Origin of the sequence: Guptibacillus hwajinpoensis, assembly GCF_001039475.1 — a bacterium.
Lineage (GTDB): Bacteria > Bacillota > Bacilli > Bacillales > Guptibacillaceae > Guptibacillus > Guptibacillus hwajinpoensis.
Genome location: NZ_LELK01000004.1, coordinates 1,421,189 through 1,435,801, shown reverse-complemented (window position 1 = coordinate 1,435,801; position 14,613 = coordinate 1,421,189). Strand labels below are relative to the sequence as shown.

Sequence of the window (14,613 nt, the reverse complement as noted above, 5' to 3'; positions counted from 1 at the left end):
ATACAAAAAAACTCCCACCCCTGAATAATTCAGGGACGAGAGTTTTAATAAGCTCACGCGGTACCACCCTGGTTATAAGCAAACTTGCACTTATCACCTCAAGCGACCGTAACGAGGTCGAGACGGCGGGGATTAGTCCGCACTCAGGATTAGCGTTCTGCTGATCTGATTCCTAAAGCTCTTCCAGCCAGGGAGCTTCTCTCTAGTGAATACGTTCGTATTCAAGAATAGTATTCAGCATACTCGATCCGTCAATGTGTTCTTTTCTTAATCTCTGCGATTATTATAGTCAGAGCAGCAATCGTTTGTCAATCGCTTGCGTCACGCTCATTCCGGTAAAGTATGAGCGCTTTTAATACAGCAAGTACTGGTACTGCAAGAATAAGCCCTACGACACCAGCTATTTCGCCGCCTGCAAGAAGTCCAAATATTATTATAACAGGGTGGATATGAAGACTTTTCCCTACAATATATGGAGAAAGAATGTTGCTCTCAATAAACTGTAAGACAATAATAACAACGATTGTTATTATGACCATCTTCATCGAAACGGTCGTCGCAATCAAGAGAGCAGGAGCAGCACCAAGGAAAGGTCCGAAGTATGGAATGATATCTGTTACACCTACGATCACACCAAGAAGAATGGCATAAGGTAATTTAATTAGCCAGAAGCCTAGCGCAGCTAGAATACCTAGCACTGAAATAACAAAAAACTGACCGCGAATGTAATTTCCTAGTGACTCATCAATTCGATTCAGCAACTCTTTCCCTGGCTCTCTCCACTTTGGAGGAGTTATTCGCCACGCCGTTTTCTTTAGCGCTTCAAAATCTTTCAACAAATAGAAAACGATAAACGGTATGATCATAATTACAAAAAATGAACTTAACAACTTCTTAGCAAACTCTATCGCAAGTGTAAGGGTACGATTCACTGTATTCTCGACATCTTGAAATGCCTGATCTATTTTACCTTGAAGAACTGGTGGTAAATGAGACGTGTAATCATACATTTGATGGACTGTATCACGATACGTATCCATAAACATTGGGACATTCTCCATTAACTCTTGAGACTGCTTTACCATATGAGGCACTCCTTTAAAGATTGCATAACCTGTGCCTCCAAAAAAGAGAACATAGATTAAGAGAACAGCAATGCCTCTCGGAAGTCCTTCTTTATGAATTTTCTCAACAATGGGGTGAAGTAAATACGTGATGAGTGAAGCGATGAGAAAAGGAACCAGTAGAACTGTTAACACTTGTATAACAGGCTCCCAGATTGGAGAAAGCTTAAGGAGCAAATAGACACATAAAAAAACGAGCAGAAGGGTTGTTAAATAAATGAGCCAATTAAGGTTCCATTCTCGTTTCAATGACTATTCCTCCCGTAATGATATTCTACAATTCAATACGCATGTCATAGTCTTCAAACAGATCATCAAGTGATGTAAGAGAACCATCTTCTTCTACTTGATGAAGTGAAAGAACACCTTTTACAATCGACATTTCAACAAAACAGCTCCAACAATAAAATTGATTGGCGCCAATCTTCCCGATATTTTTACTTTTACAATTTGGACATACCATTTCTATATGCCTCCTAATCCAGCATTTTAAAAAGATATACAAAAGCTTGCCCAATTGAAGGTGATTCTATACTGATAGCTGATTCAAATGCCTCTTCCCTCTAATAAAAAAGACTGTTTCTTAAACACTGTTGCTTTTGCTATAAGAGTAGTTGTTGTTTTCCGCTCCAGCATGCTTGCTTTCGGCGGGGGCAGGCGGCGATCCTCGGCGCGCTTAAGCGCGTCTGCGCGGTCTCACCTGTCTCGCTAATCCCACAGGAGTCGAGCATCTTCCGCTCCAATCCTAAGTTTGTTTTTTTTCAATAAATGTTTCAAAAGCAACAATCTTTTAGAAAAGAGTTTTTGGAAAACAACCAATAAAAAAGCCAGAGGTTGTACCTCTGACTTCTAGGTTGATTCTTCAATTGTTGTTTGTTCACCAATTATTTCTTGTAACTTCTCAGTGAGTCTCGTATTTCGATCCTGATCATCTTCTGTTTGGATAGCAAGCTTAAGAGCATCTTCCTCACCACAAAGAATCAAATAATCTTTACTTCTTGTAACAGCAGTATAAAGAAGATTTTTGCGAAGCATGCGGTAATACCCTCTGACTATCGGAAGAACTACGATCGGGAATTCACTCCCCTGTGACTTATGAATTGAACAGCAGTATGCGTGCGTTAAATGATTGAAATCTGGACGATCATAAACAACTTCCTGACCATCAAAGGACACGACCAGTTGATCCTGCTTTTCTACATTTTCTTTAGCAAAGAATAGAGATACAATCTCTCCCATATCTCCGTTATAAACGTGATCTTCAGGATTATTAACGAGTTGAAGTACTTTATCACCTACTCGATAAATGAGATCACCATGAGGAAGCTCTCTTCGCTGATCTGACGGAGGATTGAAAAGCTTTTGAAGCTCCTGATTTAAGCGATCAACTCCTGCTGATCCTCTGTACATTGGTGCAAGTACCTGAATATCTTTTGGTGAATACCCCTTTTTCAAAGCATTTCCGCAAACTTGAGACACAACTTCAATGATTTGCGTTTGAGAACAAGGGAAAAACCTTCTGTCTGGCGTAGGCTTATGAAATTCCCTCGGCAATTCTCCTTCTTTTATTGAATGAGCAAGGTCAATAATTGAAGAACCTTCCGCCTGACGATAAATATCCGTTAACTTGCTTACAGGAACAGCTTTCGAATCAATCATATCCTTCAGCACCTGTCCTGGACCAACGGAAGGAAGCTGATCTTCATCACCAACAACAATTACTTGGATTTGAGGGGGGAGAGACTTAAACAGCTGGTTCGCTAACCATACATCCACCATCGAAACTTCATCTACAATGAGCAATCTACCTTCAATTGGGTTATTCTCATCGTGCTCAAATCCAGCTTCGCCTTTCCAACCAAGCAATCTATGTATTGTAAAAGCGGGAAGGCCTGTCGCTTCACTCATACGCTTAGCCGCTCTTCCAGTAGGTGCTACAAGAAGCACTGGAAATGGATTATCTTTCGAATAGTCTTTCGGCTCAAGTGAAAGTCCATTCAACTCAGCATAAAGTTCAACAATTCCTTTAATTACCGTCGTTTTACCAGTACCTGGTCCTCCAGTAAGGATCATGAACGGTGAAGCAATCGCTTTTTGCACAGCATCCCGCTGCGATGGAGCATATTGTATACCTAACCGCTCTTCAAGTTCCCCGAGCGCTCGATAAAATTCTGACTCAGGAAAAGAATCTGCATATTCTGTTTGTGACATCACTTTATTTAAGCCAGTTACAAGCCCTTTTTCAGCATAATAAAGAGAATGTAAGTAGATTCTCTCTCGATCAAGAATCAGCTTATCAGATTCATAAAGTGAAATAAGTTCTTTTGAAATATCCGCTTCATCAATCTTGTCCCCTAGCAATTCATCAACTGATTCCAAAAGCTCATCGTACTCAAGATACACATGGCCTTCTTGTAGGGTCTGTTCATTCAAGGTATGAAGACAAGCAGCTCTTATTCTGTCAGGGTGCTTCCCTTCAATACCAATTGCTCTGCCTAGTTCATCCGCACGTCTGAAACCAATCCCTTCGACATCTTGAATCAGTTGATACGGATTTGATTCTACTACTTCCAGCGTTTCTTGTTTATATGCTTTAAAGATTTTCATCGATAGCTTTGGTCCAAATCCAAGCTCTGTCAAACGTATCATAATCTGATCAAGTCCCTGATGCTCCATAAGAGAATCATAGAGATTCTTAGCCTTTTCTTCTGTCAACTTTGGTACTTTGCTTAAAATGGAAGGTTCCCTCATGATTTTGGCAATTGCGCGTTCACCTAACGTATCAACAATCGCTTCAGCTGTCTTCTCACCGATACCATGAAATAGATCACTCGATAAATATTGAACGAGACCCGGCTTAGATTCAGGAAGCTGCCTTTCAAACGACTCAACAGAATATTGCTTTCCAAAGCGGGGGTGATCCGTGAATCGACCATAGAATATATACGTTTCATCCTCAAGTAATCTTGGAATCATCCCATTGACAACTACTTCACGCTCATCATAAGCCTCATTTGTTTCGGCAATACGAAGTCTTGCCACCCCATACAAACTATCCTCATTAAAAAAGATCATTTGAATGGGTCTTCCTTTGATGTATCCTTTTTGCGGCTCAACCATAAGATCTTCTCCCCAATAACTTAGAATTTAATTGTTATTGTTCATCGCTTGTTCCATTTGCTTCTTGCCGTTACCTGCTAGGAGGTGATCTGGTTGAATAGCAAGTGCTTTGTCAAAGCAGTTCATTGCTTTTGTTATATCTTCTTGATAAGCATAGCTCACACCAAGATTAAACCATGCATCTGCATGCTCTGGGTCTTCCTCAACTACCCTCTCAAATTGTGGCAATGCTTCTTCGACTGCCCCTTCTTGGGCAAGGCAAAGTGCATATTGAAATCTTGCTTCGGTATCACCTTCATTTAGTTCAACTGCACGTTGGAAAAACGGAAGGGCTAGACGCAACGCATCCTGCATAACAAAGCACTGTCCAATCATAAAGTGAACATCACTTTGATCAAGCCCCTGTTGAATAGCATTCTGGTACATATCCGCAGCATCTTTGTATTGTTCGAGTTCAAAGAAAGCATTTCCTGCACCATAATATGCCGTACCTTGGGTTTCATCAAGATCAATCGCTTTCTCGAAATAGGCAACAGCCTGTTTAACTTCACCCGCCTGGGCGAGTAAGTTCCCAATATTTGTATAAGCGATTGGATCTTTTGGATTCTCCTCCACAGCTTCATATAGAAGCGTTACCGCTTTTTCAAGCTCTCCATTATTCATCGCTGCTATCGCTTGTTCATTTTTATTACTCATTATAAAAACTCCTTACATCTTTAACTTAACCTCTAGTTTAGCATAACTTGGCGACAGTTTCCCCACCTCAAAAAACAGCCTCATTTCTAGTTGAAATGAGGCTTCATGTTACACATATGTGAGTTCACTTGAATTCTTGAATACTTGATCAATGGTTGCTCCACCGAGACATTCATCTCCATTATAGAAGACAACGGCTTGTCCAGGTGTAATCGCGCGAACCGGCTCATCAAAGGTTACTTTCAAGCGATCATCATCGAGCTTCTGAACAGTAACACCTGAATCTTTTTGACGATAGCGGAACTTCGCTGTGCACGTAAATTCATCTTGTATTGGAACATTGGATACCCAACTTGAGTTAACCGCAATAAGCGAATCAGAATAGAGCAAATCGTTATGAAAGCCTTGATCCACGTAAAGTACATTGCTATCAAGGTTTTTCCCAACAACGAACCATGGCTCACCGTCGCCACCAATACCGAGACCGTGGCGTTGACCGATTGTATAATACATCAATCCATCATGATTGCCTTTTTCTTCTCCATCAAGCGTCATCATCTTACCTGGTTGAGCAGGTAGATATTGCCCAAGAAATTCTTTGAAGTTGCGCTCACCAATGAAGCAAATACCTGTACTATCTTTTTTCTTAGCAGTAGCGAGACCTGCTTCTTCAGCCATTTCACGAACTTTGGTCTTCTCAATGCCTCCAAGTGGAAACATGACTTTTGAAAGTTGATCTTGAGTCAGCTGGTTCAAAAAGTACGTTTGATCTTTATTGTCGTCAACGCCACGTAGCATTTTCACTTCGCCATCACGTTCAACAACCTGAGCATAGTGCCCAGTTGCAAGGTAATCTGCGCCAAGCGTTAGTGCGTGCTCCAGAAATGCTTTAAACTTGATTTCTTTATTACACATCACATCTGGATTTGGTGTGCGTCCACCTTTATATTCATCTAGGAAATAAGTAAAGACTTTATCCCAGTATTGCTTCTCGAAGTTGACTGCGTAGTACGGAATGCCGATCTGGTTGCATACACGGATAACATCATTGTAGTCTTCTGTCGCTGTGCATACTCCGTTTTCGTCGGTGTCGTCCCAGTTTTTCATGAAAATGCCGATGACATCATAGCCTTGTTCCTTCAACATTAACGCAGCGACTGATGAATCAACACCTCCGGACATTCCAACCACGACTCTTATATCTTCGTTTTTCTTTGCTGTCATGGTTGCACCTCCTCTTCTTAACACAAATTGTGTCCTGACTATTTTATAACTTCTTTAACCGATTGACAATCTTAACGACTTCTTCTGCAGCCTGTGTTGCATCTTCTACTGTATTCCCATATCCAAAACTAAATCGAATAGCTGTTTGGGTACGTTCATTATCCCCGTACATGGCTTTTAATACATGTGACGGCTCATGAGATCCAGCAGTACAAGCTGAGCCACTTGATACAGCGATACCTGCAAGGTCTAAATTCATCAACATTGGTTCCACTTTCGCATCAGGAAAGCTTACATTGAAAACATGAGGAAGCATATTATCCTGATCGCCATTTATATGGTATTGAATGGATTCTCTATTAAATATCTCCACCATGGTTTCTCTCATTTCTCGGTAAAGTCTAGCTTTGTCTTCTCGATCTGTACGCATAAGCTTAACAGCCGACTCCATGCCAACTATGCCTGCAACATTTTCAGTTCCAGCCCGACGCTTACGCTCTTGCTCTCCACCTTGAGAATAAGGAACAAGCTTTGTTCCTTCTTTCACATATAAAAAACCAACGCCTTTAGGACCGTTTATTTTATGAGCAGAAACAGATAATAAATCGACACCAAGGTCTCTTACATCAAGATCGATTAAGCCATATGCTTGAACCGCATCTGTATGAAAAAGAATATCGTGGTCATTAGAAATCTGAGCCATTTCTTTAATCGGCTGAATTGTTCCTACTTCGTTATTACCGTACATAATGGTTATTAACGTTGTTTCAGGGCGAATTGCTCGTTCAAGATCCTGAACCGATATACTTCCAAACTCATTCACAGGTAAATAGGTAACCTCAAAACCTTCTGTTTCAAGACTCTTACAAGCGTTTAATGCTGCATGGTGCTCAATTGCTGTTGTAATAATATGCTGGCCTTTTCCAACATTTGCTTTAGCAGCACCAATAATAGCTAGATTGTCAGCTTCTGTTCCTCCACTTGTGAAAATAATTTCATTCGGAACAGCTTTTATACTTTTTGCAATACTGCTTCTTGCTTCATCAAGAGCGTGTCTTGTTTTACGCCCAAATTGATGGATACTTGAAGGATTGCCAAAATCATTCTGTAACGACGTCACCATCGCTTCAATCACTTGTGGATGAACGGGCGAGGTTGCAGCATGATCCATGTATATTGCCTTCATTACTTTTCACCTCTTAATACCAGCAACCAGCCGGTTTAAATATAGAACATATAGCTGTCTTGCTCCCCTTCACCTTCATACGTTGCAAGGTCTTCGAGGGTAGTCGAATCAAGGACATCTTTAACTGCATCTCTAATTTTCAACCAAAGATCACGCTTTGCAGGTTCTTCATCATCCATTATTTCAACTGGACTGATTGGACCTTCAAGAACTCGTATAATATCTCCAGCTGTAATAGTGCTCGCTTCCTGTGCAAGAATATAGCCACCATAAGCACCACGCACGCTCTTTACAAGACCTGCATTTCGAAGTGGTGCTACAAGCTGCTCAAGATAATGCTCAGATAAGTCTTTGCTTCTTGCGATGGATTTAAGCGAAATAGGACCTTCACCGTGCTTTTTTGCTAACTCCATCATAATGGTTAATCCGTATCTTCCTTTTGTTGATATCTTCATTTCTTCCACCTCTTTCTATCAATCGAGCCACAATCTTCTTGCACTGTGGCAATGAATAGCCCACAATTGGTCCAATCGTCACACAAAATAAGAGTGTCCCAATATTTACAGGTCCTTTCAAAAGCCAGCCAAGAGTAAGCACAACCATTTCCATCGAAAGCCTAATATGCTGTACCTTCCAACCAATACGCTCAGTTAAAACAAGCATAAGGCTATCTCGTGGACCAGCTCCTCTATCAGCTGCTATATACAATCCAATTCCATACCCCATAATGAGAATACCACTGATCAGCATGATCAGTTTTCCAATTAATTGATCTGGTGTTTTAAGAATTGGAAGCCATAGATATAAATCAATGAATAAACCAACCAGCAGCATATTAAGAAAAGCACCGGGTTTAGGCCACGATCGCTCTAGTAGAGAAGTCGATCCAATGATGACTAAACCAATGATAATCGACCATGTCCCAATCGTTAAACCAAACTGTTGGTAAAGACCGATGTGAAAAACATCCCAAGGTGCACTTCCAACTTCTGCACGAATCATAAGGGCTATTCCAAAAGCCATCACAAGAAGACCAAGTGTAAAAACAACCCAACTCATCCAGAACCACGACGCATCTTTGTTACCTGGTTTCATTTTATCCCTCTTTACTTCATCTTAACTCAATTTTCGCCATTGATTCTGTTAGTAAACCTTCGCTATTATAGCATGAACCGCTTTTTCTTGCATTTCCAAAAGACGTATAGTATGTTTCAACTATCTATGAAAGGACGGGTGTTTGATGGATCTATTTGATTATTCTCCTGAGAAAAACAACACTTCTTCTGGACCACTTGCAAGCAGAATGCGACCCAGGTCCATAGAAGAATTTATCGGGCAAGATCATATAATCGGTGACGGAAAGTTATTACGAAGAGCGATTCAAGCAGATCAATTAACACCGATGATTTTTTTCGGTCCTCCCGGGACAGGCAAAACAACACTCGCTCGCATCATCGCTAATACAACATCTGCTCTTTTTGAGCAATTAAATGCTGTCACCTCAGGTGTAGCTGATATTAGAAGACTAACATCAGAAGCAAAAGATAGATTGAAAATGGATGAACGAAAAACAGTGCTTTTCATTGATGAAATTCACCGTTTTAATAAATCACAACAGGACGCTCTCCTGCCATTTGTTGAAGACGGAACGATTGTTTTAATCGGCGCCACGACAGAGAGTCCGATGTTCGAAATCAATCCCGCTCTTCTATCTCGCTCAAGATTATTTCGATTTGAACATCTTAACGAATCAACGATAAAAGATATTTTGAATCAAGCCATTCATGATCAAGACCGTGGATTTGGTAGATATAATGTAGAAATCCTAGATTCTGCGATTGAACATCTCATTGATGTTTCCAATGGAGATGCTAGAACCGCTCTAAACGCGCTTGAACTGGCCGTATTAACGACGACACCAGATGAAAACGGAAAGCTCGTGATCACGCTTAGTATTGCAGAAGAATCAATTCAACAGCGGATATTACAATATGACAAAGATAGTGATAATCACTATGATACGGTATCGGCTTTTATTAAAAGTATACGAGGATCTGATCCAGACGCCACATTATACTGGCTAGCTAAAATGATTTATGCTGGTGAAGATCCGCGATTTATCGCTAGAAGACTATACGTTCATGCCGCTGAAGATATTGGGCTAGCTGATCCAAATGCGCTGCTCGTTGCACATGCAGCTAGCTACGCAGTTGAGTTCATTGGAATGCCGGAAGCTAGAATTCCACTTGCAGAAGCAGCACTCTATCTAGCCACTGCTCCAAAAAGTGATGCTGTAATTAAAGGAATTGACTCAGCTCTTGAAGCCGTTAAGAAAGAGAAAAGTGGCACAGTTCCAGCTCATTTAAGAGATTCTCACTACAAAGGTGCATCAGAACTTGGTCACGGAATAGACTACAAATATCCTCATAGTTTCCCTGGAGGTTATGTACCACAACAATATCTTCCTGACCACATGACTCGTAAAACGTTCTATAAACCTACTGACCGCGGGCATGAACGAACTGTACAAAAACGCCTTGATTACTTCGCAGAGCGGATTAAATCAGATAATAAGAAAGGTTAACAGCAGTGCATCAGCACTGCTGTTTTTCTTCGTATTCTTACAATCTATCTCATTTTCACAAGACTTCTGTATAAATTCTTTCATACTGGCAAAGCTATGATTACTTTCAAAACGATATGAAGTGAACAAGATAAAGGAGCTGAATGAAAATGAAAGTTAGACAAGATGCGTGGTCACATGAAGATGATTTAATGCTTGCCGAAACAGTGCTGCGGCATGTTAGAGAAGGTAGTACACAATTAAAGGCTTTTGATGAAGTTGGTGATCGACTAAGCCGTACCTCAGCAGCAGTAGGATTTCGCTGGAATGCGATTGTACGTGAACGCTACGAACAAGCTTTGAAGTTAGCTAAGAAACAAAGAAAAGAAATGAAACGTGCAGAACTTAGACAACCAACATATACAGAAAGTGAAAAACGTCCGCCTATTATGAAAAGAGAGCAACTCTCTCAGACAATGAATGAAGAAGTTAAAGAAACACAGCAAGTTACAACCCAGAAGCAGATGACAATGAGAGATGTCATTTCATACTTATCAAATCTCGAACAATCCGCATCCGGAACAAGCAGACTGAGAACAAATCTAGAGAAACTAGAATTGGAGAATGAACACCTAACAGAACAAAACACACTACTCCACCAACGAATCAAAACACTAGAAAACGAACAACAAGTCATGAAAGAGGATTATCAATCTCTCATCCAAATCATGGACCGAGCAAGAAGAATGGTAGTCCTAAACGACAACGAAGAACACAACGTACCAGCCTTTAAAATGGATAAGAACGGGAATCTAGAAAAGCTTGCGAGATAACGAAAAGCGGAAGCCTCCGTTTAGACTCGACAGGCACTGGAGCCTTTCAAACACGGTCTTTGTGTTCGAGTTAAAAGGTGAAGTGACCGAGAGTCTGGAGGCTGCAGCTGGATCACGAAAAGCGGAAGGCGCCCGTTAGCCTCGAAAAGCACTAAAGCTACAGTCGTCTTTTCACCGCATCAAAACAAATACCCATACAAAAAAAGCATCAGTTCAATGAACTGATGCTTTTTTAATTGTCATAAAAAAAGAAGAGCCCCAACTGTGCCGTCCTTTCCATAATTGTTGAACCTGCATTGGCAGGTGGGTGCCCTATTCCGTCCTTCGTACGTCCTCAGCTACCGAGGCATGTACTCTGGATGGAAAGAATCAAGCTCCCGTTGTAAAAGTGTTGGCTCAAATTATTATGGAAGTAAACGTACACTTCAGGACTCTTCGTTAACTTGTAATTGAATTATAGCAGACCTTCAAAATGATTTCAACGCTCACGTTTTAGGTCCTTTTTATTATTTTTCTTTTTCCTTTTTTACTCTATTCTTTTTCAGCAGTGACGGGCTTTTTAGCCAATTGAAGATTCAGTTCCTTCAACTGCTCCTCACTAACTGGAGAAGGCGCCTCTGTTAACAAACAGCTTGCACTAGCTGTTTTCGGGAATGCAATTGTATCACGTAAGTTCGATCTTCCAGCAAGAAGCATCACTAGACGGTCAAGACCAAACGCAATTCCTCCGTGTGGTGGAGTACCATATTCAAATGCATCAAGTAGGAAACCAAATTCTTCTTCAGCTGCTTCTTTCGTAAATCCTAGCGCTTTAAACATTTTTTCCTGAATATCGCGCTGGAAGATACGTTGAGAGCCCCCACCAAGCTCATATCCATTAAGAACAAGGTCATAAGCATCCGCACGAACTTGACCTGGTGCTTCTTCAAGAAGGTGAAGATCTTCCTGAAGTGGCATCGTAAACGGATGGTGCTCTGCAAAGTAACGGTCCGCTTCTTCATCATAACTCATAAGTGGGAAGTCCATTACCCATAGGAAGTTAAACTTGGAGTAGTCAATCAAATCAAGGTCTTTCCCTAGTTTTGAACGAAGAGAACCAAGACTATCAGCTACAACAGATTTACTGTCAGCTACAAAGAGAAGAAGGTCTCCCGCTTCTGCATTGAATGCTTCCTTTAACTGAGCAGCTAGGGTTTCATCAAAGAATTTAGAGATTGGTCCTTTCAAACCATCTTCTTCTACTTTCAGCCATGCAAGACCTTTAGCCTTATACGTCTTAACATACTCCGTAAGTGCATCAATATCTTTACGTGAATAGTTACTTGCTGCACCTTTTGCGTTAATCCCCTTCACCGCTCCTCCAGAAGAAACTGCTCCAGAGAATACTTTGAAATCAGAGTCCTTAACAAGTTCAGATACATCAACGAATTCCATTTCAAAACGAGTGTCTGGCTTATCAGAACCATAGCGGTTCATAGCTTCAGCATGAGACATACGTTGGAAAGGCTTCTCGATTTCTATTCCCTTCGTTTCTCTTAGAACAGCTGTCATCATTTCTTCCATCATGGAAATGAGATCTTCTTTTGGAAGGAATGATGTCTCGATGTCCACCTGCGTAAATTCAGGTTGGCGATCTGCCCGAAGGTCTTCATCTCGGAAACAACGTACGATCTGGTAATATCGTTCGAAACCTGATGCCATCAATAGCTGTTTAAACAATTGTGGAGACTGTGGAAGAGCGTAAAACTCGCCATCATGCACTCGACTTGGCACAAGATAATCACGCGCTCCTTCTGGCGTGCTCTTTGTTAGCATTGGTGTTTCGATTTCTAGAAATTCATTGTGATCAAAGAAATCACGGATTACCTTTGTAGTACGATGACGAAGCTTAAACGTATCCTGCATAACAGGACGTCTAAGATCAAGGTAACGATACTTCAAACGAATATCTTCCCCAACTTCTACATCATTTGAAATACTAATCGGCGGGTTCTTTGCAGCATTGAGTATTTCAAGTGATTCAGCATGTACTTCGATAGAACCAGTAGGAAGATTTGGATTAACCGTACCTTCCCCACGTTGCACTACCTTCCCTTTAATACCTAAAACATATTCACTTCTTACTTTTTCAGCAAGTTCGAGCGCTTCTTTCGATACATCAGGGTTAAAAACAACCTGAACAATACCAGAACGGTCTCTAAAATCAATGAAGATTAGTCCACCAAGATCGCGTCGTTTCTGCACCCATCCTTTTAATTCTACTGTTTCTCCAATTTCGTTTTCACGAATCTTCCCACATGAATGGCTTCTTCCGATCATTCTCCATCTTCCTCCTTTAATTTATCTATGAGATACGATGATACTTCTGCAAGACTCACAGCTTCTTGTTCACCAGTGATCATATTTTTTACGTTAATTTCGTTGCGTTCAATTTCTTCATCTCCGAGAATCGCCACGTACTTTGATTGAAGACGATTAGCTGCTTTGAACTGGCCTTTCATTTTCTTATCTAGGTAGTCTCTCTCTGTAGAGATACCTGCTCTTCTAAGCTTTTGAACAAGGCCATTTGAAGCAGCTTGTGCTTCATCACCCATTGTAACGACATAGCAATCAATGGATTTCTCTACTGGCAATTCAATGCCTTCTGCTTCTAGCGCCATTAACAATCGTTCAATGCTCATCGCAAAACCGATACCTGGTGTTGACGGACCACCCATTTCTTCAACAAGTCCATTGTAGCGTCCGCCCCCGCTAAGCGTCGTAATAGCGCCAAATCCTTCAGCATCACTCATGATTTCAAATGCAGTATGGTTGTAATAATCTAGCCCACGTACAAGACGATCGTCGAGAACATACTCAATATCCATATGATCTAATGCTTCTTTCACTTTACTGAAATAGTGCGCTGACCCCTCGTTTAAATAATCAACAATGGAAGGTGCTGTACCCATTAATTCATGATCTCTGTCTTTTTTACAATCAAGAATGCGAAGAGGGTTTTTCTCTAATCGATTTTGACAATCGCTACAGAATTCCCCAATGCGTGGCTCAAAGTGTTGAACAAGTGCTTTGCGGTGTGCTTCACGACTTTCTTTATCACCAAGACTGTTTAAATATAGTTTAAGTTTATTAAGTCCTAGTTCTTGATATAATCCCATCGCAAGCGCAATAACTTCAGCATCGATTGAAGGATCGTTGCTTCCAAGGGCTTCAATTCCAAATTGCACAAACTGTCTCATTCTACCTGATTGAGGACGTTCATACCGGAACATCGGACCAATGTAATAGAGCTTGACTGGCTGCTCAGGTAGACCGTACATTTTGTTGTTCACATACGCACGAACCGCTGACGCCGTACCTTCAGGACGAAGGGTGAGACTTCTATCGCCTCGATCTTGAAATGTATACATTTCTTTTTGAACGATATCCGTTGTATCCCCTACACCACGTTGGAATAGTTCCGTGTGTTCAAAAATCGGGGTGCGTAACTCGTGATAATTATATCGACGACAAATATCTCTTGCCTTACTTTCAATGTATTGCCATAACTCAGACGTACCAGGAACAATATCCTGAGTACCTCTAGGGATTTGAAAACTCATGTCTTTGTCCTCCTTTATTCACGATCGAAAAGCCAACAGTTGCGTTCAGGCACTTATAAAGATAAATTTTTTTGAATACAAAAAAACTCCCATCCCTGAATCGAAATTCAGGGACGAGAGTTACCCGCGGTGCCACCCTAATGGAAGGACGAGTCCTTCCGCTTAAACAGTTAACGCCTGTTTACGTCATCCCCTACTGAGCTACCTGTTCGGAGACGATCCTTGGAAGTGTCTTTCGAAAAAACGGAATTGAGAAATGCTCGCA

The 14,613-nt window shown here is 41.1% G+C and carries 12 protein-coding genes, 1 other RNA gene and 1 other annotated feature (1 of these 14 running past the window's edge); of the genes, 2 read left to right on the top strand and 11 right to left on the bottom strand.

Features of this window, described 5'->3' with window-relative positions:
* Positions 1 to 308 precede the first annotated feature (308 nt).
* The 8 genes from AB986_RS17125 to AB986_RS17090 form a co-directional block, all read right to left on the bottom strand.
* Entirely contained in the window at positions 309 to 1,373 is a 1,065-nt protein-coding gene (locus AB986_RS17125) for an AI-2E family transporter (RefSeq protein ID WP_048312681.1), read from the bottom strand.
* A 25-nt stretch (positions 1,374 to 1,398) separates the two neighbouring features.
* A complete protein-coding gene (locus tag AB986_RS17120) occupies positions 1,399 to 1,587 on the bottom strand; it encodes a hypothetical protein (protein ID WP_048312679.1) in 189 nt (62 codons plus the stop codon).
* Between the two features lie 386 nt (positions 1,588 to 1,973).
* Positions 1,974 to 4,244, bottom strand: coding sequence for an SF1B family DNA helicase RecD2 (gene recD2, locus AB986_RS17115; RefSeq protein WP_048312676.1), 2,271 nt, complete (start codon positions 4,242 to 4,244; stop codon positions 1,974 to 1,976).
* Positions 4,245 to 4,271: 27 nt separating this feature from the next.
* The gene (locus AB986_RS17110) at positions 4,272 to 4,940 is read right to left on the bottom strand and encodes a tetratricopeptide repeat protein (protein ID WP_048312675.1); all 669 of its coding nucleotides are present in this window, start codon (positions 4,938 to 4,940) and stop codon (positions 4,272 to 4,274) included.
* A gap of 108 nt (positions 4,941 to 5,048) precedes the next feature.
* Positions 5,049 to 6,164 (bottom strand): tRNA 2-thiouridine(34) synthase MnmA, encoded by a 1,116-nt coding sequence (gene mnmA / locus AB986_RS17105; protein ID WP_048312674.1) that lies wholly within the window; start codon positions 6,162 to 6,164, stop codon positions 5,049 to 5,051.
* A gap of 43 nt (positions 6,165 to 6,207) precedes the next feature.
* Positions 6,208 to 7,350 (bottom strand): cysteine desulfurase family protein, encoded by a 1,143-nt coding sequence (locus AB986_RS17100; protein WP_048312673.1) that lies wholly within the window; start codon positions 7,348 to 7,350, stop codon positions 6,208 to 6,210.
* 35 nt (positions 7,351 to 7,385) lie between these two features.
* Positions 7,386 to 7,805: a cysteine metabolism transcriptional regulator CymR gene (gene cymR, locus AB986_RS17095; RefSeq protein ID WP_048312672.1), complete on the bottom strand. Its 420-nt coding sequence runs from the start codon at positions 7,803 to 7,805 to the stop codon at positions 7,386 to 7,388.
* Entirely contained in the window at positions 7,738 to 8,445 is a 708-nt protein-coding gene (locus tag AB986_RS17090) for a YczE/YyaS/YitT family protein (RefSeq protein WP_048312671.1), read from the bottom strand. The genes cymR and AB986_RS17090 overlap by 68 nt, the downstream gene beginning before the upstream one ends.
* A 145-nt stretch (positions 8,446 to 8,590) precedes the next feature.
* Between AB986_RS17090 and AB986_RS17085 the strand changes: the two genes are divergently transcribed.
* Positions 8,591 to 9,934, top strand: coding sequence for an AAA family ATPase (locus tag AB986_RS17085; RefSeq protein ID WP_048312670.1), 1,344 nt, complete (start codon positions 8,591 to 8,593; stop codon positions 9,932 to 9,934).
* A gap of 149 nt (positions 9,935 to 10,083) precedes the next feature.
* The gene (locus tag AB986_RS17080; protein WP_048312669.1) at positions 10,084 to 10,746 is read left to right on the top strand and encodes an RsfA family transcriptional regulator; all 663 of its coding nucleotides are present in this window, start codon (positions 10,084 to 10,086) and stop codon (positions 10,744 to 10,746) included.
* Between the two features lie 251 nt (positions 10,747 to 10,997).
* Here the strand turns inward: AB986_RS17080 and ssrS are convergent.
* The 3 genes from ssrS to hisS all read right to left on the bottom strand — a co-directional run bounded on the left by ssrS (position 10,998) and on the right by hisS (position 14,348).
* A non-coding RNA gene (gene ssrS / locus AB986_RS21885) (6S RNA) lies at positions 10,998 to 11,181 on the bottom strand.
* A 96-nt stretch (positions 11,182 to 11,277) separates the two neighbouring features.
* Positions 11,278 to 13,065 (bottom strand): aspartate--tRNA ligase, encoded by a 1,788-nt coding sequence (aspS, locus tag AB986_RS17075; RefSeq protein WP_048312667.1) that lies wholly within the window; start codon positions 13,063 to 13,065, stop codon positions 11,278 to 11,280.
* Positions 13,062 to 14,348 (bottom strand): histidine--tRNA ligase, encoded by a 1,287-nt coding sequence (gene hisS, locus AB986_RS17070; RefSeq protein WP_048312665.1) that lies wholly within the window; start codon positions 14,346 to 14,348, stop codon positions 13,062 to 13,064. The genes aspS and hisS overlap by 4 nt, the downstream gene beginning before the upstream one ends.
* 106 nt (positions 14,349 to 14,454) lie before the next feature.
* Positions 14,455 to 14,613, bottom strand: a binding site (T-box leader); it runs 63 nt beyond the window's last position.

What these genes read in the sequence shown, in the direction of transcription:
- mnmA (WP_048312674.1), bottom strand. Translation starts at nt 6,164, where the DNA reads ATGACAGCAAAGAAAAACGAAGATATAAGAGTCGTGGTTGGAATGTCC.
- AB986_RS17080 (WP_048312669.1), top strand. Translation starts at nt 10,084, where the DNA reads ATGAAAGTTAGACAAGATGCGTGGTCACATGAAGATGATTTAATGCTT.
- AB986_RS17100 (WP_048312673.1), bottom strand. Translation starts at nt 7,350, where the DNA reads ATGAAGGCAATATACATGGATCATGCTGCAACCTCGCCCGTTCATCCA.
- cymR (WP_048312672.1), bottom strand. Translation starts at nt 7,805, where the DNA reads ATGAAGATATCAACAAAAGGAAGATACGGATTAACCATTATGATGGAG.
- AB986_RS17090 (WP_048312671.1), bottom strand. Translation starts at nt 8,445, where the DNA reads ATGAAACCAGGTAACAAAGATGCGTCGTGGTTCTGGATGAGTTGGGTT.
- recD2 (WP_048312676.1), bottom strand. Translation starts at nt 4,244, where the DNA reads ATGGTTGAGCCGCAAAAAGGATACATCAAAGGAAGACCCATTCAAATG.
- aspS (WP_048312667.1), bottom strand. Translation starts at nt 13,065, where the DNA reads ATGATCGGAAGAAGCCATTCATGTGGGAAGATTCGTGAAAACGAAATT.
- hisS (WP_048312665.1), bottom strand. Translation starts at nt 14,348, where the DNA reads ATGAGTTTTCAAATCCCTAGAGGTACTCAGGATATTGTTCCTGGTACG.
- AB986_RS17110 (WP_048312675.1), bottom strand. Translation starts at nt 4,940, where the DNA reads ATGAGTAATAAAAATGAACAAGCGATAGCAGCGATGAATAATGGAGAG.
- AB986_RS17120 (WP_048312679.1), bottom strand. Translation starts at nt 1,587, where the DNA reads ATGGTATGTCCAAATTGTAAAAGTAAAAATATCGGGAAGATTGGCGCC.
- AB986_RS17085 (WP_048312670.1), top strand. Translation starts at nt 8,591, where the DNA reads ATGGATCTATTTGATTATTCTCCTGAGAAAAACAACACTTCTTCTGGA.